This window comes from Rhizobium sp. J15 (assembly GCF_002531825.1).
Lineage (GTDB): Bacteria > Pseudomonadota > Alphaproteobacteria > Rhizobiales > Rhizobiaceae > Rhizobium.
The window spans coordinates 40,711-61,436 of the sequence record NZ_NWSX01000034.1 but is presented as its reverse complement, the minus strand read 5'-3'; the positions used below and the strand labels follow the sequence as shown (position 1 = coordinate 61,436).

Annotated in this window: 18 protein-coding genes and 1 tRNA gene; 8 read left to right on the top strand and 11 right to left on the bottom strand. The window is 58.5% G+C overall.

Features of this window, described 5'->3' with window-relative positions; genetic code table 11:
- Positions 1 to 38: 38 nt before the first annotated feature.
- The 5 genes from CO670_RS23845 to CO670_RS23820 all read right to left on the bottom strand — a co-directional run bounded on the left by CO670_RS23845 (position 39) and on the right by CO670_RS23820 (position 5,903).
- The gene (locus CO670_RS23845) at positions 39 to 776 is read right to left on the bottom strand and encodes a hypothetical protein (RefSeq protein WP_245425973.1); all 738 of its coding nucleotides are present in this window, start codon (positions 774 to 776) and stop codon (positions 39 to 41) included.
- 329 nt (positions 777 to 1,105) lie between these two features.
- Positions 1,106 to 2,431, bottom strand: a complete 1,326-nt coding sequence (locus CO670_RS23840; RefSeq protein WP_245425971.1) for a hypothetical protein — start codon at positions 2,429 to 2,431, stop codon at positions 1,106 to 1,108.
- Positions 2,432 to 3,221: 790 nt separating this feature from the next.
- Entirely contained in the window at positions 3,222 to 3,719 is a 498-nt protein-coding gene (locus CO670_RS23830; protein ID WP_097592486.1) for a hypothetical protein, read from the bottom strand.
- An 892-nt stretch (positions 3,720 to 4,611) separates the two neighbouring features.
- Positions 4,612 to 5,316 carry an HNH endonuclease gene (locus CO670_RS23825; protein ID WP_097592485.1) on the bottom strand — a complete coding sequence of 235 codons (705 nt, stop codon included), beginning with the start codon at positions 5,314 to 5,316 and terminating at the stop codon, positions 4,612 to 4,614.
- Positions 5,316 to 5,903 (bottom strand): recombinase family protein, encoded by a 588-nt coding sequence (locus CO670_RS23820; protein WP_097592484.1) that lies wholly within the window; start codon positions 5,901 to 5,903, stop codon positions 5,316 to 5,318. Before CO670_RS23820 ends, CO670_RS23825 begins: the two co-directional genes overlap by 1 nt.
- Positions 5,904 to 6,155: 252 nt before the next feature.
- On the opposite strand from CO670_RS23820, the gene CO670_RS23815 reads away from it, so the two are divergent.
- The 4 genes from CO670_RS23815 (at position 6,156) to CO670_RS33450 (ending at position 9,064) form a co-directional block, all read left to right on the top strand.
- A complete protein-coding gene (locus tag CO670_RS23815; RefSeq protein WP_097592483.1) occupies positions 6,156 to 6,605 on the top strand; it encodes a hypothetical protein in 450 nt (149 codons plus the stop codon).
- A 194-nt stretch (positions 6,606 to 6,799) separates the two neighbouring features.
- Positions 6,800 to 7,465: a hypothetical protein gene (locus tag CO670_RS23810; RefSeq protein WP_097592482.1), complete on the top strand. Its 666-nt coding sequence runs from the start codon at positions 6,800 to 6,802 to the stop codon at positions 7,463 to 7,465.
- 654 nt (positions 7,466 to 8,119) lie between these two features.
- Positions 8,120 to 8,440: a DUF6804 family protein gene (locus CO670_RS23805; RefSeq protein WP_097592481.1), complete on the top strand. Its 321-nt coding sequence runs from the start codon at positions 8,120 to 8,122 to the stop codon at positions 8,438 to 8,440.
- 234 nt (positions 8,441 to 8,674) lie between these two features.
- Positions 8,675 to 9,064 carry a nuclease gene (locus tag CO670_RS33450; RefSeq protein ID WP_097592480.1) on the top strand — a complete coding sequence of 130 codons (390 nt, stop codon included), beginning with the start codon at positions 8,675 to 8,677 and terminating at the stop codon, positions 9,062 to 9,064.
- Between the two features lie 49 nt (positions 9,065 to 9,113).
- Here CO670_RS33450 and CO670_RS23795 read toward each other — a convergent pair whose 3' ends face one another.
- The 3 genes from CO670_RS23795 to CO670_RS23785 all read right to left on the bottom strand — a co-directional run bounded on the left by CO670_RS23795 (position 9,114) and on the right by CO670_RS23785 (position 11,797).
- Positions 9,114 to 10,853 carry a hypothetical protein gene (locus tag CO670_RS23795; protein WP_141502364.1) on the bottom strand — a complete coding sequence of 580 codons (1,740 nt, stop codon included), beginning with the start codon at positions 10,851 to 10,853 and terminating at the stop codon, positions 9,114 to 9,116.
- A gap of 337 nt (positions 10,854 to 11,190) precedes the next feature.
- Positions 11,191 to 11,266, bottom strand: a tRNA-Ala gene (locus tag CO670_RS23790).
- A 150-nt stretch (positions 11,267 to 11,416) separates the two neighbouring features.
- Complete coding sequence (locus CO670_RS23785) at positions 11,417 to 11,797, bottom strand: TIGR02300 family protein (protein ID WP_088676939.1); 381 nt, start codon at positions 11,795 to 11,797, stop codon at positions 11,417 to 11,419.
- Between the two features lie 422 nt (positions 11,798 to 12,219).
- Between CO670_RS23785 and cmk the strand changes: the two genes are divergently transcribed.
- Both cmk and rpsA read left to right on the top strand, forming a co-directional pair.
- Positions 12,220 to 12,867: a (d)CMP kinase gene (gene cmk, locus CO670_RS23780; RefSeq protein ID WP_097592493.1), complete on the top strand. Its 648-nt coding sequence runs from the start codon at positions 12,220 to 12,222 to the stop codon at positions 12,865 to 12,867.
- A 175-nt stretch (positions 12,868 to 13,042) separates the two neighbouring features.
- Positions 13,043 to 14,746, top strand: a complete 1,704-nt coding sequence (gene rpsA / locus CO670_RS23775) for a 30S ribosomal protein S1 (RefSeq protein ID WP_097592478.1) — start codon at positions 13,043 to 13,045, stop codon at positions 14,744 to 14,746.
- A gap of 76 nt (positions 14,747 to 14,822) precedes the next feature.
- On the opposite strand, the gene CO670_RS23770 is transcribed toward rpsA, so the two are convergent.
- The 3 genes from CO670_RS23770 to CO670_RS23760 form a co-directional block, all read right to left on the bottom strand.
- Positions 14,823 to 16,370, bottom strand: coding sequence for a hypothetical protein (locus tag CO670_RS23770; RefSeq protein ID WP_097592477.1), 1,548 nt, complete (start codon positions 16,368 to 16,370; stop codon positions 14,823 to 14,825).
- Positions 16,371 to 16,561: 191 nt separating this feature from the next.
- A complete protein-coding gene (locus CO670_RS23765) occupies positions 16,562 to 17,188 on the bottom strand; it encodes a ribonuclease D (protein ID WP_097592476.1) in 627 nt (208 codons plus the stop codon).
- Between the two features lie 206 nt (positions 17,189 to 17,394).
- A complete protein-coding gene (locus CO670_RS23760) occupies positions 17,395 to 17,604 on the bottom strand; it encodes a SlyX family protein (protein ID WP_064805813.1) in 210 nt (69 codons plus the stop codon).
- 182 nt (positions 17,605 to 17,786) lie between these two features.
- On the opposite strand from CO670_RS23760, the gene uxaC reads away from it, so the two are divergent.
- Entirely contained in the window at positions 17,787 to 19,202 is a 1,416-nt protein-coding gene (gene uxaC, locus CO670_RS23755) for a glucuronate isomerase (RefSeq protein WP_097592475.1), read from the top strand.
- Positions 19,199 to 20,656, top strand: coding sequence for a mannitol dehydrogenase family protein (locus CO670_RS23750; protein WP_097592474.1), 1,458 nt, complete (start codon positions 19,199 to 19,201; stop codon positions 20,654 to 20,656). The genes uxaC and CO670_RS23750 overlap by 4 nt, the downstream gene beginning before the upstream one ends.
- Positions 20,657 to 20,726: the final 70 nt, after the last annotated feature.

The window sequence follows — 20,726 nt, the reverse complement described above, 5'->3', positions numbered from 1 at the left end:
CCTCAACCTCGCAAGGCGGCCTTCACCGGGGGCTTACATTACATCAAGCTCGCGACGAGATCTAAGAGCCTCTTAGCAACATGAGCAAGGCCGGCACCAAGCGCCTCTTCAGCCTTCTTTTTGGCCGTTCTCTCAGCAACCTCTTTAGCGAGGCGGGCAGTCTTCTTCAAAAGTCCGGGCTCGACCATCGGAGCCTTCAACACCGCGAGCGCCGTCTCCAAGATGGCTATGAGCTGCGCACGCTCGATGTTGGTCAAGGCGGCCTGCTCTTCAGGCAAGTTTGTGGTTTTGGCTAGAAGCACTGCCTCGTCAAGCAGTTCCGAGACGGTGGCGATGATCTCTTTCGCGCGTGATCCACGCTTCACATAGACCCATTGTTCTGTCCAAACTTGAATTGGCTGGGGCGGATGTGCATCGGCAAGCTCTTGAATCAGAAGATCCTGGTTTGCCGGATGCTCTGGAGAAGGTTTGCCACCGCCGTGATCGCTTTCCAACGTTCGAAGGTAGCTGCGAGCCCTGCCCAGCGCGGCTATCATTACGGGGGCTCTGAGCTTCGCGTCAAAGTTCTTCAGTTTGTTCACCACTGAGGGATTGATCCCGAGGCTATGGAGAACGCCATTCATCTCGAGTTCCATAAAGACAGAGACCGCCTCTGGAATATATGTCATGGGCATGTACTTCTGGTGGAGGGTTGCAGCTTTCAGCCTGCTAAGGCTTTGCTCAATGCCGTCCAACATCTCGTGGATTTCTTCAAGGGAGAAGCCGGGGTCGGTCAATCTGTTACCATAATGGCGCGGGCTGTGCTTCTTGGGAGCGTGACATACTGAGGTTGAGCCTGCAAGCTCTCGGAAGAAAGCCGTCCATTCTCTGACCCCATCCTTCACCGACAGCCGCCTAGTGGAATGATCTTTCGGTCTCCCGTTAGCTTACGCAAAGTGTGGCTTTGAGGCATCGGAACGGTGATGGGTCGCCTATCATCATCTCTTCCCCAAGGCAGCACGGGAAGGAAGCATGAGACCCCCTCGTGTTGGTCACTTTGAGATACAGCCCCCAGGTTCCTCTAAGCAACTTGAAGCCGCCATTGAGCTAAAGGTGATGATTGGGTCTAAAGCAATACAGCCTCCCCCTCTGAGCCAGCCCTAGAGCTCCATAGGGGGGAGTTATTTTGCGGCGGCCTACGGATTGGCTTTTCGACAACCGGCAGCGACCGTCCCACCTTCGCAGCACTTACATTCTGCATTGTCGCGATGGCTAATTCCCTCTGGCTGGCTGCCACCATGATACCATCGTGCATTGGCAAGGCGGCGACGCCCTTTGAGCTAAGCTCAAGGAGAATGCCGACAAGGATTTCGCTTTCTACCGCCATCAATTGAAATCCCACAGCGGTATCGAAGAGGGAAGCGATTGCAGGATGGTGGGCGCGCGCAGCCTCTTTGAACCTCCCCATAGTCCACCCAGGAGGGAGCGCTTCCTTGCTTCCGACCGGCAACCGCCGCGCCGCCGCGTTTCGAAAGAACAGCGAGACCATCAGCGATTTGACGGCCTTTCGGTGGTCCTCCAGTCCGGGAATTGCGTACAGATCGCCAGTGGGCGGCTCTATTCCTACGTGGCAATATGCGAGTTGAACGAACATGGAGGCGAAATCCAGATCCACCACCGGCTCTCCCCCAATCGTGAGCAAATGGCGTTGCTCCTTCGGAAGGTCTTCCCAGAAGCCGCCGTAGAGCCTGCCATGCCGGTCAAAGGTTTGGACGCGTTCTGCCTCCTCAATGCGGAACTTTCGCAAAAGCTGAGTTGGGCCAGTTTGTTCACCACCAAGGCGGATATCAGCGTCGACGAGGATCCCGTTGATTGCCGCCATCTGGGCTCGCATCGCGTTCGCCTCTGGGCAGTCCACGTATTCAACCGGCGTCTTGTGTCCGCTCCGTCTGCTGCCTGCCCACAGCTCGATTGTCTCGCGGCCTTCTAGATGGTGGATATCGGCGAGGGATACCCCATGGGCGGCAACGAGCTGCCGGAAGCGCGGCGTCGGGGTAACGACTGTTCGGCGTTCCTTGAAAATCGCCTCTTCGACCGAAGCCAGGCCTGCGTTTTCAGCCTCCTCAATCACAAGCCTCAGAACATCAGCGTTGAAATCTTTCCGATCGTATCGGCTGAGCTTACCGTTCCTCAATGGCACCGCCAGACCCGCGTAGCGAACGGGGCTTAGAGCGACCATCACGAGGTTTGTTACTAGCGTTGCGCAGCAAAACTTTCGGCGCTCTGCCGCGTCGGCTCTGGGTTTTCTTCCGGGCGATATGATCGGAGGCGCAAGCATTTCAAAGACGCGTTCGGCTAATGCAACGAGCCGACCCTCACCAGCGGTCAACCATGCGTCGTAGTGGAGGACGTGGTGCAATACCTTCTCGGCAGCCAACTTCTGGGACAGCAAGATAAAGCTCCGACATGTGCGTCCCCGCCTTGGCCAGGTGATCAGACGGTGGCGAGGACTTTTTGTTGATTAGGACGCCTTAGCGATAGGCGAGTGAGAGGGATGCGGGCCGAAGCGCTCCGTTCGCATGGCGATAATCTCAGGCACGGCTGTACGGGCTAATTCATCGCAAGCCTTCTCCAGTGCGGCCCCAATCTTCCTCAGGACATGCCCGGAAGAGCGAGGGTAGGCGTGAAGCTCGGCCTGTCGGGTGCCGCCCGTGCGGGGCTCCCACACGTCCCACTTTCGGTGCGTGCCGCTAGCCAGTCGATGGACGGCCTTTGCTGCCTGCACGATCCGGAACTCGCGGGTGCGGTGGCTCCCAAAGTCATCCTCAACGAGGGCCGCAACGCCAAGATAAATGGCGATGAGCCTACGCGTGGGGATGTTCGCAGCCCTCAGACGCGCAAAGGCAATCCGAGTACGATGCTCAGCAGACAAGCCCCGTAGACTCGTTGCCGACTCTACCCGACTAGCTCCCGCCATCAAGTGCTCTAGCTGCCAATACGCTGCCTGATAGGCAGGGTCCTCTCGGTGTTCCCTTATCCAAAGCTCAGCGCTCCGAGCATACGGCTGCAGTTCGGATGCCTTGTAGGTCGGGTGCCAATGAGAACCATGTCGCGACTTGTGCTGGACGTGGTAACGACAGTGGTAGCGAGCCAAACCCGACCCCTCCGAGACTTCCGCCCGCCGGCTGCAACCCGGAACCACGCAGCGACATTCGGCTGCTACATGACCGCTCCTGAGTAGCTCAGTCACCATTGGTCCCGCCATTCAGAAATCTTTTACTGGCTTCGGCTGTTGCCAGATCTTCAATCTCGCTCAGTATTGGCTTTTCTTCATCAAGGGGCTTTCGAAACGTAGTCGGGAAGTGTGTCGCCATCACGCTGTCTTCCAGCCACACGTCGATGTTATCCGTGGCCTTGGTTTCTCCCTTGATCGCCCTTTCGAAGAGGCTGTCGTCGGCCTGCTCAAATCTAATTCTCATATTCGGTTTTCTAACTACAACCTCGACGGCCGGCTTGCTGTTTACGCCGGTGTCCTCGATCTCGGACCAGAGAAAATTATAGGCGGCGTTGAGGCCGATAGCATACATTGCCTGCACTTCCGCTTGCGGGCCGCTAGCTTTCAATACTTTATTGATCCCGTTCCCTAGAACTCTGAGTGCGTAGCTGGCGTACACCTTTCCGTTGCGATATGCGCCCTGATGAGTTGCCGAAATGTAGATGCGAAATGGTTCGATGCCCATTGTGGTCTCCGTGAGTTGAGACTTACAGGTGGGTGGCCTCTCTAAGCGTTCAAGAGATGCTCCGAAAGAAAATGCAATCTCGTCAATGCGTTAGATAGGACATGACCGAAGTTTCGAAACTCAATGGTTGAAGTCATGTCCTACCGGGAGGACACGACAGAAGACGGCTATCTTCAAGTCAGTGAGCAAGCGGGTAGATATATTTCAACTTTCAGATGCCTCCCACCTCAAGGAGATTCTTGCCGATTCGTCGCAAGGTGGATAATGATTGATATTGAGCGCAGACGCGGCGCTCCGGGGCGTGGAAACCCTGAACTCGGCGGTATGATCCCCACCGGAAGGGAGATCGATCCTTGACCTTCTCTAGGTCGGGGAGCCTGTGGCGTATGTCCAGGTTCACCGAACTAAAGGCCTCAGGGACCGACCGAGTCGGTTTTCCAACTCCCCGATCCAGGGGTCACGGAGGCAAGCTTACGGGGGCGAACCGTAGGCGAAGGCCTCAGGGGAAGCCGATGAGTGTTGATTCGCTTGAACAAAGACCTGGTGTCCACCACGAGAGCCGGGGCAGCCCCCCCGCCAGCCACACTATTCCCACCTCACTCTCACCTCTTGCCATTGTGGCGTTAAGCGCGCTCGGCATCGTCATTGGTGGAGCGATTGTGTTGCAGTGTTCGCCGCTAGGTTCTCTGGGCCGCTATCAGGCCGTCCTTCTCAGGAACACCACGATAGTCCGAATGGACACTACGACTGGCGCGATGTCCGCCTGCTACTATGATCACGGCAATATCGGGAAACCTTTGACATGCTTTCCTTGGAGCCAAAACAGCAGAGATTTCTTGCTGGCTTCGGACCCCAGTGCGGCTCAGTAAACGCGAGAACAAGAAACTTTAGCCTATAGCGGAGCCAGACCCAACAGACTGCGGCCTTCGGCAACGCTCACCCAACGGCGAAACCGGGAAATCATCTTGTGAAGCGTTCGGTGACAACAGGCACACAAAAGCGCCATGTCGGCCACGCGTGTTTCGCTCTCGTGTTCCGCCTCGGCAAGGGGGATTCGGTGGTGAGCCTCGTATCTGCTCTCCTGAAGCTCGCGGTCAATTGGGGGCGGTGAGACACTGCACATCTCGCATTGCAATTCTTTGCCGCGCAGCTTGGTTAAAAGCCGCTGGCGAAGGCGCTGGTCCCTCTTCCGATGCCGAACGGTCAGCCATTTGCCCTCAACGAACACCTCATCGTCGGGTAGCTCTTCCGCGCCATCACGCAAGATGAATGAGGCTCGAAGCGAATTCGCGAGCGCGGCCAACTCTTCCTTTCGCGATCTAGGATAGTCAGAGACAGCAGCTTTATCGGCGTTCGATACGCCATAGCCATGGTTGCTCTCAACGGCTAACAGAAGATTATCTATCTTTTTGGCAACGCCGTGGGGCTCGCGAAAGTTATTCCGTCGCGTTTCTGGAGGATGAATGGGCGCTTTCTGTAACAGTTCCGAGAGAGCGATGACCTCCTTATGTTCGCGGCCAAGCCGAATGTTGTACTGGTAGAGGAGATCCAGGGCCAAAAGCGTCTCCTCGCGTGTCCACTTCGGATTAACCGGCATCAGTCCCTCCCTAGTTCACAGGCCTGACGCCTCTCCTTCAATATTCTAAACACACTCGCCCTGCTTATGCTCAAGGCCTCCTGTATGTCCCGCACAGTTTTTCCTGCGGCCTTTAAGCTCAACACTTGCGCGGCCTGGTCTCGTGCCGTTGGTGCTCGTCCCTTATACTTGCCTTCTGCTTTGGCCTTGGCGATGCCCTCGCGTTGCCTCTCCAACATCAGCTCGCGCTCAAACTCTGCGATAGACCCCAAGAGATTGAGCATCAGCTTTCCGGTAGGCGTGGAGGTGTCCAGATTGAGCGCTAGGATACGCAGCTCGACGCCCTTACGCCTGAGCGTCTCGGTGATCGCCATGAGGTCCGCCACCGAGCGGGCAAGACGGTCCAGCTTGGTGACCACCAGCAGGTCACCTTCACGCACGAAATCCAAGGCGCGCTCCAGCTCTAGCCTTTCGGTGGCGACGGAAGAGAGCTGCTCTTTGAAAATCTTGGTGCATCCAGCCGATTGAAGGTCCCGGAGTTGGGCCTCTAGCCCTGCCTTCTGGTCGATGGTGGATGTACGAGCATAACCAATCATCACTGCTGCCATGGCGTCTTCCTCATGGTCTCACATGAATTTACGACTATGAGATACATAAAGTCTCAAAATGTCAATGGTATTTATGTGAGACTCTTGAGGCGACTTCGCGACAGACTCACAAGGGCTTGCCCCTGTGAGACAAATAGCGCGGGAACCATATTAAGTTGATTAGCCCAAAATGGATTCATCTAATACTTGCGAAGCCATCAGCGAGGGAAAATAATAAGGCTGCACAAGCTGCAATAGAGAAGGAGGACAGCAATGATTGTACGTATACTTGGTTTGGGAGCACTGGCAATTTTTCTTTTTCAGCTACCGGCGGCTGAGGCAAAAACGAAACCAAAACCGCATTACGTCACGGCGAAGATCATCGGCTCTAAAGAGCTTAAAGCATCCTCGGGCGGCCAAATGTCGACCAATACTAGCCGCTCTTCCGAGTGCCTTACGCCCCAACACGGAGGGTCGCTGGTGCTAGGTAGCGGCAATGTCACCGAGGTTAATGCCAGCGGTGATTTCCTTTATGACGGCAAACCACTTCCGGGACGTCCTCCCGAAGTCGGCGACCCATCATCAAAGTATAACATCGGATGGTGGGTTCGAGAAAACTCAAAGCAGCAGATTTGCATTGAGATCTTTGCGCGGACTAGCGCCAAGGAAATAAACGTCTTTTACAATGCGAAGGCGGTCGCCACTGAGAGCTACAGGAAGTAGCGAGCCCCATCGAAAATGATGGAGTAGTGTCACCCGCTTATTTAGCCGCAAACCGCCTCGCTCACCCCACCCCGGGGGGAAACTCGCGGTCACTGCCACGTAGGTGACCTCTCGGGTGTGTGACTCTAAATTTCATTGAGAATATCGAAGGAGGGCGCTATCCGTGAACAGTGCAACGGAAAGAATGAGGACGGATGCTTGAGTTATTTGGTGCGCTGATCAGCGATTACATGTCCAGCCGCGACCTTCCCATGGACTCAACGGTCTCTGCTGCCGGGGTCATTGTGTTGCGAGCACTTATTCGAAAGCGTGCCCAAAAGGCTAGGGATATACTCCTCGAAGAAATCCGGCTCGGAAACCGCCCCATCACGTTCGAGAATGCCGACGAGGCGGCTGCGATTACCTACAGATACATGCGTGCCGCCGAGGAAGGAACAGCAAGGACCAACCTGCGGCTTCTTGCGAGGGTGATTGTAGGGAGCGCAGAGGGGCCAGGGCTATATGCTGACGACTTCCTGCGGTGGGCGGACGTTCTTGCTGGCTTGAGACGTGAGGAAGTCATTGTGCTTGGCGTGATGCAACGCCTCAACGATCAGCCTCCCAATCCTGATCACGCTGAAAATCCCGCCTTTTTGTCTTGGAGGGAATGCAAAACTATCCTGAATGCTGACTATGGTATAGAACCACACGTGTCTGACGCCTATGCCAACGCGCTGCTGCGCACTGGTCTCGTGCAGCTCGTCTCAGGCTCGATGGAAACCCCAATGGTTCCACTTCCTACGTTCGCGCTGCGGCATCTTTCAGCAATCCTTTCTGTCGAAGGAATCATTCAGTCGGAGCAGAGCGCCGTCGTTCCTTAGCCACGCCGCGCGGCTCGAAAAAGAAGGTTACCTGGTCCCATCCAGGGGTACTCGGGGGGGGAATCGCACGGTCACCGGCACGTAGGTGACCTCTGATGTACGTGACCCCAAATTTAGTCCGGGAGAGATTGTCAGCGCTAAGCGGCTTAGTTGTCCGGCCGACCGAATTACCTTAACGTCGGGTAGCAACAACGGGGACTCAAAATGCTTTCGGGCCTGATTTCAGCTTTAGCGCTGTTTACGGTATTTCCTCAACAGTCTTCGACGCTCTCAACACCGCCCCAAGTTCAGACCGCCATGATGTGCATGAAGTCGGGGGAGCAGTCCAGCGGGATGAACAAGATCTGTTATTATGACTGCATGGGCTCAACTAAGGCTATCACGGTTCGAGCTATCGACCTGTGTCCACTCACCATCAACGATTAGCTTAAACATACCGCATTCGGTCCCGCCGAGATGGCCGGGTGGCACGAGTCACTGGCACGCAGATGGCCTCTGAGGTGCACGACCCCTAACTCAATAGGGGTTCCTCAAGCCGGCCCTGAGCACGACAAGTAGGCGCCCTATATGGACGCTTCTCTACCCTTTTCAGTCGGGCTTGCGCCATCTGCTCTGGACACGAAGATTAGCACGCCAACGATGAGCGGAGACTCGATGCGAAACAATCTGATTTTAATGCCGATCGCTTTGTTGATCGTTGCAGTGTTCCCCTTGCCATACGGCTACTATTCCTTTTTACGATTAGCAATCACCGCGAGTGCCGCCTACCTGGCGTGGCAGGACTACAGGAAGAAGAACGCCTTCAACGGCTGGTCGCTTACTCTCTCGATGGTGGCCCTACTGTTTAATCCACTCATCCCAGTGTATCTCGATCGCGCGAGTTGGTTTGTGATCGATCTTGCCGTGGCCGGCATCTTCGCACTGCGTTGGCATGCTAGCTCGGACGGCGACAACGAGGAAAAATCCGCGCGCTAGGCGACCGTTTTACGATTAAGGAGCCCGAGCGATGCACGAGGGCCGCTCGCGTCCGCCTTATTGACAATATCGCGATTGGCGGGCGCCGGGCTGGCGGCAGAAAGCCGTATGGCGCCGGGTGGCAAACGGTTGGTCGGCTGGGACAGACGCTAATTGAAAGGTTCGCAACCTGCCGACCCAGCAGTGTGTCTGCGAGCACTACCCCACAGCTCGCGACAAAAGGGAACGGCCCGAATGATTGCAGCAGTAGTGATGTGCACATCGTTGACCGCAGTGGATGGTGACACTGTGCGGTGCGACGGACAGCTCATGCGGCTCCTTGGTGGCGGCATTCCTTACGTTTGGGGGATAGACACTCCCGAGATTGGCAGTCATGCGAAGTGTCTTAAAGAGCGAAAGCTAGCCCTGATAGCCAAAGGGCGGCTTCGGGAGCTGCTGGCGGAGCGCGGCTTGCAGATCGAAATTAAGGGGTATGACAACACGCCTATGCACCGTCCCCTCGTGAATATTTATCGGAGCGATGGGCGAGAGGTCGGCGCAGTGCTCCTCAGCGAGGGCTTTGCTCGTACCTGGAGGCCGCGCCACAAGAATGATTGGTGCAGTACCGACGTAGATCATCGGTGATGCTTAGACCACCCGCAGCCGGAATTGGTGCCAAGCAATAGGGCGTAGTTCATCCGATCTGCCGGGGCTGGGCGCGACGAGCAGCTTTGGGAGATTTCCTTGGAGGCTGAGCTACTTTCAGATATTCCTTTTGAGGTTCTTTGCGTGTGTGGTCGGCAAAGGTTTTCACGAAACGGTGCCCCACATTGTCATACGCCACGCAGCCCATTAGGCACGCGGCGGCCACCTCTGGATGGTCCCTGAGGAGGCGCACATAGTTCTTGGACGCCCACCGAGCAGCAAGTGCTTGAAGTGGAGAATCTTCTTTTCGGTAACCTCGACGCCGATTGATGGGCGAGAGCCCCAAAACCAACAGACAGAAACCGAGAGCACGTGCGCCCTTGAAATTCGGCCACTCGTCCATTCTCCGGATCTCATTGTACAGGAGACGGCTGACTTTCTTGCGAATAACTCGGCTCGCTCGACTGTCGCTGAACCCAAATATTTGTCCCCAGACAGCATTATGCTGGATTGCCCAAGCCGTCCCATCTGGAGACTTAACCGATGACACGGCCATCACAACTTCGATGATGAGATCTGCGATGCCGTCATACACATCATGCCATCGCTCGTGTGGCTTTATGCTTTCCGGTGGGTCTGCGTGTTCATCGATAAGGCTTATTGCCTTGTGTACAAAGTCAGTCACCGCCTTGAGGCGATGATAAGAGGGATGCTCATAATAATCGGTCTTACCATCAAGCACATGCACCCCGCCCGCAGTATGGCCAAGTGCCGCTAGCAGCCTATGAAGCGCATAGGAGTGACTGTGTCGGCGGCCTTTGGTTGCCTCAAGATACCCCTTCAAGAACGCCAGGCCGGCCCTGCAGGCCCCCTGAGTCTGCTCTCCAGTCAATTCACCGTGTAGATCAACCTCTAGCGGCGACGCGCCGCTCTCAGCGCACTGCTCGATGAACCTGTAGTTTCCGAACACGGCCCGAGTAACGGGCTGGTCATAACCGAGAAGTCCGCTGTAGTAGCCGCTGTCCTCTTGATAGTAAGATGAAGAGAGGTTGAGGATAAATTGCTGGCCAATATTTCTTGCGAATTGGAATACCGGAAGATCTGCCCTGGGATGCTTTTGGAATTCATCGAACAGCACAAGGGGGAGGCTTGGGACCTTGTCGACCACTAAGCGGCAAAAGCGCATATCGCCTATCAGCAAAAGAAAATTGTAAGCAAATTTTGAGTCATCGGAAACCTTGCTATCCGGCGTCTTGCCGATCTTGGATGCCGAGCTGACTAATCGGCCCGCTGACCTGCGCAATTCCTCCGCGACGATAATTAGCTTTTCTGCATTTCCCTCGTGGATGAGGCTATAGTGAACGGAAAAGAAACGTTTAGCGTTCCACCTGTTGAACACGGGTGGGGAAATGAGTGCGACATGAAACACTCTAAGAAGCAACGCCATAAAAGCCGCTCCCAGAGCCGCCTTTAAGTCCGCTTGGTTCGAAAACAGCTTGGGGACAGGCAGGCCATTAGCAAACCAGATGTCCACCAGAAGCAAAGACGCGCCGATAAGTGCGGTTACCCAGAAGCCCGCTCGTTGGAGATTTATCCGAGTTAAGGACAAGCGGTACCGATAACGGTAGTCTGATGTGGTGAGAATCACTAGGAACATCGCGAGCGCAGCTAAATATTCCGCTAGCCCAAAAATGTTGTTTGGGGTGGCAGCAGCAGGGTATTCGAGCTTAAAGTGAGCCCACCCTTCCCAACTTGTGAAGTCCGCGAAAATCCCCTTCCAACCTGGCATCCCGAGCCCCCACAATGAGGCCGTAGCTTAGGGTGTATAGGCTGATGGTTTCAACCTAAATGCTTCTCTGTCCACAGGCGGGGCTGGGCTGCATTAAGCTCACATTGAGTCCCCCTCTCACGCCAGGTTCCAGCCGTTGGAATGCCGCTCTCCCGATAGTGCTAAGATTCGTGCCGAAGCAGACCCAGTCGTTATGCAGGCGTGACGCTGGAAGTTTGATCTCGGGCAAGGGGGAACATTTGGGTGCTGCAGCTGGGTACCTTCTTGGGTACTTAGCCAGCGCCCGCGCCTCGGCAACACCTTGTTTCTAAAACTAAATCCATGATAAAAGGGAAATTGGTGGAGCTAAGCGGGATCGAACCGCTGACCTCTTGCATGCCATGCAAGCGCTCTCCCAGCTGAGCTATAGCCCCATCAATGGTGGTCCGGTTTTGGGCCGGTCCTGGGATACTCCGGAGGGCGTTTCCTCTGGAGTGGCGGCTTATTACTTGCGGTTTTCGCAGATGGCAAGCCTAAAAAATCGGCCCGGGAGATTTTTTATCGTCCGGGCCGAAAAGCGGTCGTCAGACTTCGTCTTCGTCACCGGTCACGCCGATGATGTCGCTCATGTCGTCGTCATCGTCATCTTCGTCGGCTTCGAGGAAGGTGTCGTCGTCATCGCCTTCGATTTCGACATCGTCGTCGCCCATATCGGGAATATCGTCGCCGCCCGCGCCGTCATCGGCATCTTCCAGCGAAACCAGTTCGACTTCGGTGTTTTCGGTATCGACTTCCGCCACCTCGTCTTCCTCGGCAACGTCGGCGGCTGCCGAGGTTTCCTCGAAGAAGGAGAGAGGATAGGACTTGCCGGTATAAGGGGAGACGATCGGATCCCGGTTCAGATCGTAGAATTTCTTGCCGGTTTCCGGATCGGTACGCTTGGTTCCAAGTTCCGCTTTCGCCACTATAAGCCTCGTGAGAATGGCCGAATGCAAGATTCGGCAAATGCCGTTCAAGCCGGCTTTCCATCGGAATTTATAAGCCGGTCCCCTTAATCGCTGCGGCTTCCCATGTCAAAGCCAAACTTTATCATCGGCGTCGCAGGCTTTTATCGCATCGGCGGATGACCGGCCGCAACGTCTATGGTAACCAGCCGCGGCGGCCGCGGAAGCGGGCGAAGATTATCGCCGAAAAGAACGAGGCAGCGAAGGGAATGCTACGCGTTTACAGAGGATTACGCCAAGCACATCTCCGCGCCGAGGCCCGCCGCCGCCTGTAAATTCGCCCTCTTGCGGGGCAGCATATGCATTGCCGGCGAAAATCGGTCCGCATATGCTCGAAACCGAGATCGGCCGCCGAAACGGCCCGCTTCCCCAGGATGGATCGCATGACGCCCAAGACTTTCACTATCGCCATCGACGGACCGGCGGCGGCCGGCAAGGGAACGCTGTCGCGCCGCATCGCCGAGCAATACGGCTTCCATCATCTCGATACCGGCCTGACCTATCGCGCCACGGCCAAGGCGCTGCTCGATGCCGGCCTGCCGCTTGACGACGAGGCGGTGGCGGAAAAGATCGCGCGGGAGGTTGAATTGGCCGGCCTGGATCGCGATATGCTTTCCAAGCACGAGATCGGCGAAGCCGCCTCGAAGATCGCCGTCATGCCGGCGGTGCGGCGGGCGCTGGTCGAAGCGCAGCGCCGTTTTGCGGCAAGGACGCCGGGAACGGTGCTCGACGGGCGCGATATCGGCACGGTGGTGTGCCCGGATGCGCCGGTGAAACTCTATGTGACGGCATCGCCGGAGGTGCGCGCGAAACGCCGCTACGACGAGATTCTCGGCAAGGGGGCGACGGCGGATTTCGATGCGATCTTCGAAGACGTCAGGCGACGCGACGAACGCGACATGGGACGGGCCGACAGCCCTTTGAAACCAGCGGTCGATGCGCACTTGCTTGATACGTCGGAAATGAGTATAGAGGCCGCGTTTCAAGCCGCTCAATCGATCATCGATGCGGTCTTGAGCCGAAATGCCTAAATTCAAGCGATTTTGCGTGCCAAGAGCCACGCGTCGCTTTTAAGACAGCAGCCTGAAATTCCGTCCAAGCGCCGGATTGCCTTCGTGAGAGAGGGCGGACTGGGTTCAGGCCCGTTCAACGCAAACCAACCGGCGCATACGTGTCCGCTCCAGTTCAGGACACGCAGGAGATTTTATGTCAGTAGCTACCCCCTCCCGCGAGGATTTCGCGGCTCTTCTCGAAGAGTCCTTTGCCAAGAACGACCTGGCCGAAGGCTATGTCACCAAGGGCATCGTCACCGGCATCGAGAAGGACGTCGCCGTTGTCGACGTCGGCCTCAAGGTTGAAGGCCGCATCGCGCTGAAGGAATTCGGCGCACGCGCCAAGGACGGTTCGCTGAAGGTCGGCGACGAAGTCGAAGTTTATGTCGAGCGCATCGAAAACGCGCTTGGCGAAGCAGTTCTGTCGCGCGAGAAGGCTCGCCGCGAAGAAAGCTGGATCAAGCTCGAAGCCAAGTTCGAAGCCGGCGAGCGCGTCGAAGGCGTGATCTTCAACCAGGTCAAGGGCGGCTTCACGGTCGACCTCGACGGTGCGATCGCCTTCCTGCCGCGTTCGCAGGTCGATATCCGCCCGATCCGCGACGTTACCCCGCTGATGCACAACCCGCAGCCCTTCGAAATCCTCAAGATGGACAAGCGCCGCGGCAACATCGTGGTTTCGCGCCGTACGGTTCTCGAAGAATCCCGTGCCGAGCAGCGTTCTGAAATCGTTCAGAACCTCGAAGAAGGCCAGGTTGTCGACGGTGTCGTCAAGAACATCACCGACTACGGTGCGTTCGTCGACCTCGGCGGCATCGACGGCCTGCTGCACGTCACCGACATGGCATGGCGCCGCGTGAACCATCCGTCGGAAATCCTGAACATCGGCCAGCAGGTCAAGGTTCAGATCATCCGCATCAACCAGGAAACCCACCGCATCTCGCTCGGCATGAAGCAGCTCGAGTCCGATCCGTGGGATGGCATCCAGGCCAAGTATCCGGAAGGCAAGAAGATCTCCGGTACCGTCACGAACATCACCGACTACGGTGCGTTCGTCGAGCTGGAGCCGGGCATCGAAGGCCTGATCCACATCTCGGAAATGTCCTGGACCAAGAAGAACGTACACCCCGGCAAGATCCTGTCCACGAGCCAGGAAGTCGAAGTCGTCGTTCTCGAAGTCGATCCGTCCAAGCGCCGTATTTCGCTCGGCCTCAAGCAGACGCTGGAAAACCCGTGGGCAGCATTCGCCCGCAGCCATCCGGCCGGCACTGAAGTCGAAGGCGAAGTCAAGAACAAGACCGAATTCGGCCTGTTCATCGGCCTCGACGGCGATGTCGACGGCATGGTTCACCTCTCCGACCTCGACTGGAACCGTCCGGGCGAACAGGTCATCGAGGAGTACAACAAGGGCGACGTCGTCAAGGCTGTCGTTCTCGACGTCGACGTCGAGAAAGAGCGTATCTCGCTCGGCATCAAGCAGCTCGGCAAGGACTCTGTCGGTGAAGCTGCTGCTTCCGGCGACCTGCGCAAGAATGCAGTCGTTTCGTGCGAAGTCATCGCGATCAACGACGGCGGCATCGAAGTGAAGCTCGTCAACCACGAGGACATCACTTCCTTCATCCGTCGCGCCGACCTCGCCCGCGACCGCGACGAGCAGCGTCCTGAGCGCTTCTCGATCGGCCAGGTCGTCGATGCCCGCGTCACCAACTTCTCCAAGAAGGACCGCAAGATCATGCTGTCCATCAAGGCTCTGGAGATTGCGGAAGAGAAGGAAGCCGTCGCTCAGTTCGGTTCGTCCGACTCCGGCGCTTCGCTCGGCGACATTCTCGGCGCGGCTCTGAAGAACCGCGGCGGCGAATAAGCCTCGCATCTGCCTTTGAATTGAAGAACCCGCCGGAGCGATCCGGCGGGTTTTTGTTTTCGGGCGATGAAACCTGCTATTCCCAACCGACCATGCGCTGATAGAGCGCGTAGACGGGATCGGCGGCCGCGCCGGCGGAATGCGGCGTCGGATCGGAATCGATCATCCTCGGCGTTCTACGCGCCGGCTGAGCCTCGACCTCTTCGTCGGCATCGGACTCGGCATCCGCGCCGCCCGCCTGCGCCTGCTGCTCATCCTCGGGAGCATCGCCGCCGTGGTGCTGATGCTGGTGGTGCGTTTCGCCCGCCGTCTCGTTTTCCGGCGTATCCTTGGCGAATTGATAGGGCAGCTGGGCATAGGGAAGGCCATCCGGCATTCTGGCCTGCAGCGGCAGATAGGAAGCTTCGGGCGGCGCGGGCATCGGCAGCAGTTCCGGCTGCGCGGCGATGTCTTTCGGCTGGCGGGCGGCCGCGGCCGCTATCTCCATATCCATCTGTGGTGGGCGCAGTACCGCGGACTGACGGGCATCGGGCGCGGTGAATTCGGCCGGCTGCCTCGTCAAGGTCTCGGTGGCGTCGCTGATGACCGCTTCATCGAGAATCGCGTCGATCTCCACCGCCGCCTCGACCGGGCCATCCTCCAGCACCGCGTCGATATCCTGCTCGCGGATGATGGTGGCGATCATCTCGGCGACCTCTTCGGTCATAGAAGCGACGATACCCGCCCAGTTCCTGGGAATAACCGGATCGAGCTTTTCCGACGCCGCGCGCGGTTGGGCGGGAAGCGCTTCCGCCGTTTCCGGCGTGTCATCGGCCGCAGCAGTCTCTGCTGGCAAGGGTTGGCTTGCTTCGATCTCCCGCGCTTTGGATCTTTCCGGAGCAGCCTCCCTTACCGCCGCCGGAGCGGGCTGAGCCCGGCTTTCCAGCTGCGGCGTTTCCGGATCGGCAGCTTCCACGGTTTCGGCGATGACCGCTTCTTCGGCAGTCGCGCGTGGTTCGGTCTCGGTCGGCCGATCGGCCGGCACCGGCGCCTTCTCTGCCGGCTGGCGCATGGCGGCCGGCAAACTATTCTCATGCAGTTGTATTTCGGGACGCGCTTCGGCGCGCATCGGCGAAGCGTCGTTCTGACCGTAGGAGCGCAGAACAGCGCGGGCGGCGAGATCGCGATCCTTGTAGCGGACGATTTCGAGATAGGCGATGATCCGGGCAGCTTCCGGCCCTGTCGGGTTCTTCAGCGCTTCGGCGATCAATCGGAGCGGCAGGCTGTGGCCCTGCGCGCTCAGCTGGCGCTCGACCTCCTCGATCCTGGCCGCCGGCAGCCGCCGTATGGCATCGGCAAGCCGGGAAGCAAAGGCAAGATTGGTCTCATCCTCGCTGCGATCCAGCGAAATCGAGCGGCCTGCCGCATCGATGACATCGAACAGGGCTTCGACCATGCGCTCGCGCGCGGCGAGAAGCAGGATATTGAGCTTGCCGGCGATGGCGGAATTGAGGTCCGTGGCTTCAACGGCGTTGACGGGCGCAGGCGCGATCACCGACCGGCCGAGACCGCCCGCGACGATCGCCGCAGTCTGACTTTGGGACGAAAAGCTTGCATTGGACGCTGCACGAACGGGAGACAACATGGAATGCCCTTTCGTAAAGTGACGATGAAAGCAGGCTCTATAAAAGGACCGCGCTCATCCGGCCCCTTGCATTCCAGCAGATCCTCCCGTCCGCATGACGCAATTCCGGCGTCATCGAATGCATAAAAATTAAGGTGAATTTTAATAAAGAGACCTTAATGAAACCCTAACGGCCGCGGATAGCCATTCGTTCAGCTGTGAGCGAAGATATCGGCCTCTTCCCAGCCGAGCAGATCGAGCTTGGCGCGGGTCGGCAGGAATGCGAAGCAGGCCGTGGCATGGTCGAAACGGCCGTCGCGGATCAACCGTTCGGTCAGCTTGTCGCGCAGGGCATGCAGATAAAGCACGTCGGAGGCGGCATATTCGAGCTGCGCCGGCGACAGCGTCTCGGCCGCCCAATCGGAGGATTGCTGCGCCTTGGAAATATCGACCTCGAGCATCTCCTTGAGATTGTCCTTCAGCCCGTGGCGATCGGTATAGGTCCGGCAGAGCCGCGAAGCGATCTTGGTGCAGAAAACAGGTGCGGTGGTGACGCCGAAGGTATGGAAGAGCACGGCAATATCGAAGCGGCCGTAATGGAAGATCTTCTGGTGGGTGGGATCTTCGAGCAAGGCGACGAGATTGGGGGCCTCTTTCTGGCCGGCGGCGATGCGGATGACGTCGGCAGTACCGTCACCCGGTGACAGCTGAACGACGCAAAGCCGGTCGCGCCGCGGCACCAGACCAAGCGTTTCGGTATCGATCGCGACCGCGCCGGTATAGCGGGCGGCATCGGCCGCGGAAATATCGCCTTCGTGATAACGTATGGTGGCCACCATGGGACTGTCTTTCGTTCGAATGCTTCCCCTACGGCGCCGGTGTCTTTTCAGACGCGTGAAGGACGCTGTAGCACTTTGAATCGCTGCATAATTCAATCCCTAAACCGCGTCCGATCAGAGATAATTATGCGGTAGCGCTATAGCGCAAAGGCGCTCATTGCGAAACCGCTTTCCCTGCGGTGAGCCACGGCTTTGGCCGCGTGCCGTCAATAATGCGGCGGGCGGGTAATCGCGGGCGCTTCCAGCGACTGTTCCTCGAGCGACAGGAAGCGTTCGGTCAGCCGGTCGAGCTTGGTGCGCATCTGCTCCACGATCTTCCACTGCTCGGCGAGCTGATCGGACAGTTCCTCGATTGTCTTTGCCTGGTGGGCCAGCATTTCTTCCAGCCGGGTGATGCGGTTCGTCTCGTCGGACATCGATCCTCCTTTGCCGAAACCGGCAGAACAGATGGTTCTCCCCAAAGCGGAAATAGGTCGCTTCGTCAATGTTTTCGACGGCCAATACAGCCGCGCGCAAAACGGAACCGTTTGGTTACTAAAAGACCTTGCCGTGTCTGATGTTGTGGGGTAGGCCCTTTATCCATCAGGGAGGAATACTGATGGATGCAGGAAACGGCTTTCTTCATCCGGACCGGCTCTTTCCGGCCGACCCGGCAACACGGACCATTGCGCGCGACCTCTATGAGACGGTGCGCGGTCTTCCGATCGTCAGCCCGCACGGGCACACCGAACCGTCCTGGTTTGCCGACGACAAGCCGTTCGAAGATGCGGCTTCACTGCTGGTCATTCCCGATCACTATCTCTTCCGCATGCTGCATAGCGTCGGCGTCGCATTGGACGAACTCGGCGTGCCGCGCCTCGACGGCAAGCCGGTGGCCGAGGGCCGCGCGATCTGGCGGACCTTTGCCAAGCACTACCATCTCTTCCGCGGAACGCCGTCGAGCCTCTGGGTCGATCACGCGATGTCGGCCGTGCTCGGCTGCACTGAGCCGCTGACGGCTGATAATGCCGATGCGCTCTACGATCACATCAACGCGCAGCTCGCCCGTCCGGAATTCCGCCCGCGGGCGCTGCACCAGCGATTCGGGATCGAAACGATTGCGACGACGGAAGGCGCGCTCGACCCGCTCGCGCACCATCAGAAAATGGCGGCGGACGGCTGGATCGGCAAGGTCCGCACCACCTACCGGCCGGACAGCGTTACCGATCCCGATGCCGTCGGCTTCCGCGACAACCTCATAAAATTCGGAGAGATCACCGGCGCCGACGTGACGCGCTGGGACGGGCTGATCGAGGCGCATCGGCGCCGGCGCGCCTATTTCCGCCAGTTCGGCGCCACCGCCACCGATCACGGCGTGCCGAGCGCCTTCACCGCCGACCTTCCGCTTGCGGGAAAACAGGCGCTGCTCGACAAGGCGCTGAAGGGACCGCTCTCGCCTGCCGACGCGGAGCTTTTCCGCGGCCAGATGATGACCGAGATGGCCGGGCTTTCGGCGGAAGACGGCATGGTGATGCAGATCCATGCCGGCTCGCGGCGCAATACCGACAGCGGGCTCTTTGCGACCCGCGGCCCCAATATGGGCGCCGATATTCCGACGCGCACCGACTGGGTCGGCGGCCTGAATGCGCTGCTTTCGAAATACGGCCACGCGCCCGGCCTGCGCGTGCTGCTCTTCACGCTCGACGAGACGACCTATGCCCGGGAACTCGCCCCGATGGCAGGCCATTGGCCCTGCCTGATGATCGGCCCGCCATGGTGGTTCCATGACAGCCCGCTCGGCATCCGCCGCTATCTCGACCAGGTGGTGGAGACGGCCGGCTTCGCCAATATGGCGGGTTTCAACGACGATACGCGCGCGCTGCTGTCGATCCCGGCGCGGCACGACGTCTGGCGCCGCGAAGTCTGCCGCTTCCTCGCCGGGCTCGCCGCAGAGCACCGGCTTTCGAGGAAGGAAGCCGAGATCGTCGCACGCGAGCTCTCCTATGACAACGCGAAGAAGGCCTATAAGCTGTGAGCGATAGACTGCAGAACGTGACCGGCCTTGCGCCGACGGCGAAGCTTCCTGCCTATGACAGGAATGCCCTGAAGGCCGGTATCCTGCATCTCGGCCCGGGCGCCTTCTTCCGCGCCCATTTCGCGCCCTTCACGGATGGCGCGCTCGCAGCCGCGGGCGGCGACTGGGGCATCGAAGTGGCGAGCCTGCGCACGCCTGATGTCGCGGACAATCTCACCGCCCAGAACGGGCTCTATACGGTCCTGATCCGCGATACGTCAGGCACGACGGCGCATGTGATCGGCTCGATCCTGAAGGCGCATGTGGCGCCGCGCGATCCCGCCGGCCTGCTGGCGCGGCTCGAAGACCCCGATATCCGCATCGTCAGCATGACGGTGACGGAAAAGGCTTATGGCTTCGATCCGGCCACGGGCGGCCTCGATCTCAAACATCCGGATATCGTCGCCGATCTTGCCAACCGGCATGCGCCACGCGGCGTCATCGGCTATCTCGTTGAAGGTCTTGCGCGCCGCCGGCAGAAGGGCATCACCCCGTTTACGCCGCTCAGCTGCGACAACCTGCCGAGCAACGGCGCGGTGCTGAAGCGCCTCGTGCTGGAATTCACCTCCCGCATCGACGCCGATCTGCATCGCTGGATCGAGACGAATGTGCCCTTCCCCTCGACGATGGTCGACCGGATCACGCCCGCAAGCACCGAGGCGACCTATGCCGATGCCGAGCGGCTGACCGGCCGCAGCGATATGGCGGCGATCGAGACCGAGCCCTTTACGCAATGGGTCATCGAAGACCATTTCGCCAATGGCCGGCCGGCCTGGGAAAAGGTGCACGGCGCGCTGATGGTCGAGGAGGTCTCTGCCTACGAAAAGATGAAGCTCCGGATGCTCAACGGAGCCCATTCGCTGCTCGCCTATCTCGGTTATATCGGCGGCTATGAATTCATTCGCGACGTCATGGACGATGCCGGCCTGGCGGCACTTGCCTACCGCCACATGCATGCGGCGGCGCGAACGCTCGATGCGGTGCCGGGAATTGATCTCGATGAATATGCCAACGAATTGATAGCACGCTTTGCAAACAAGGCGATCGCCCACCGCACCTATCAGATCGCCATGGACGGCACGCAGAAACTGCCGCAGCGGCTGCTGGAACCGGCATGCGAAGCGCTGGCGCATGGCGACCGGGCGGAGACCTATGCAATCGCCGTCGCGGCCTGGATGCGTTATGCGATCGGCGAGCATGGCAACGGCGAACGCTACGAGCTGCGCGATCCCAGAGCGGCAGAAATCGCCGCGCTGATCGCCGATGTTCCCCGCACGGGCCTGGCGATTTCGGCGGCGCTTTTCACCCTCCCCGGACTTTTCCCGAAGGCTTTGACGGAACATAGGGCGTGGACGCAGGATGTGTCGGACAAGCTGGAGATCCTGATCCAGGACGACAGGCTGCCGCTGTTTTGATGTTTTTTCTCTTTCCTCCGACTCTCCTTGCTCTGACTGAGGGAGGGATAGCAAGGCGCGTGCTAGACGT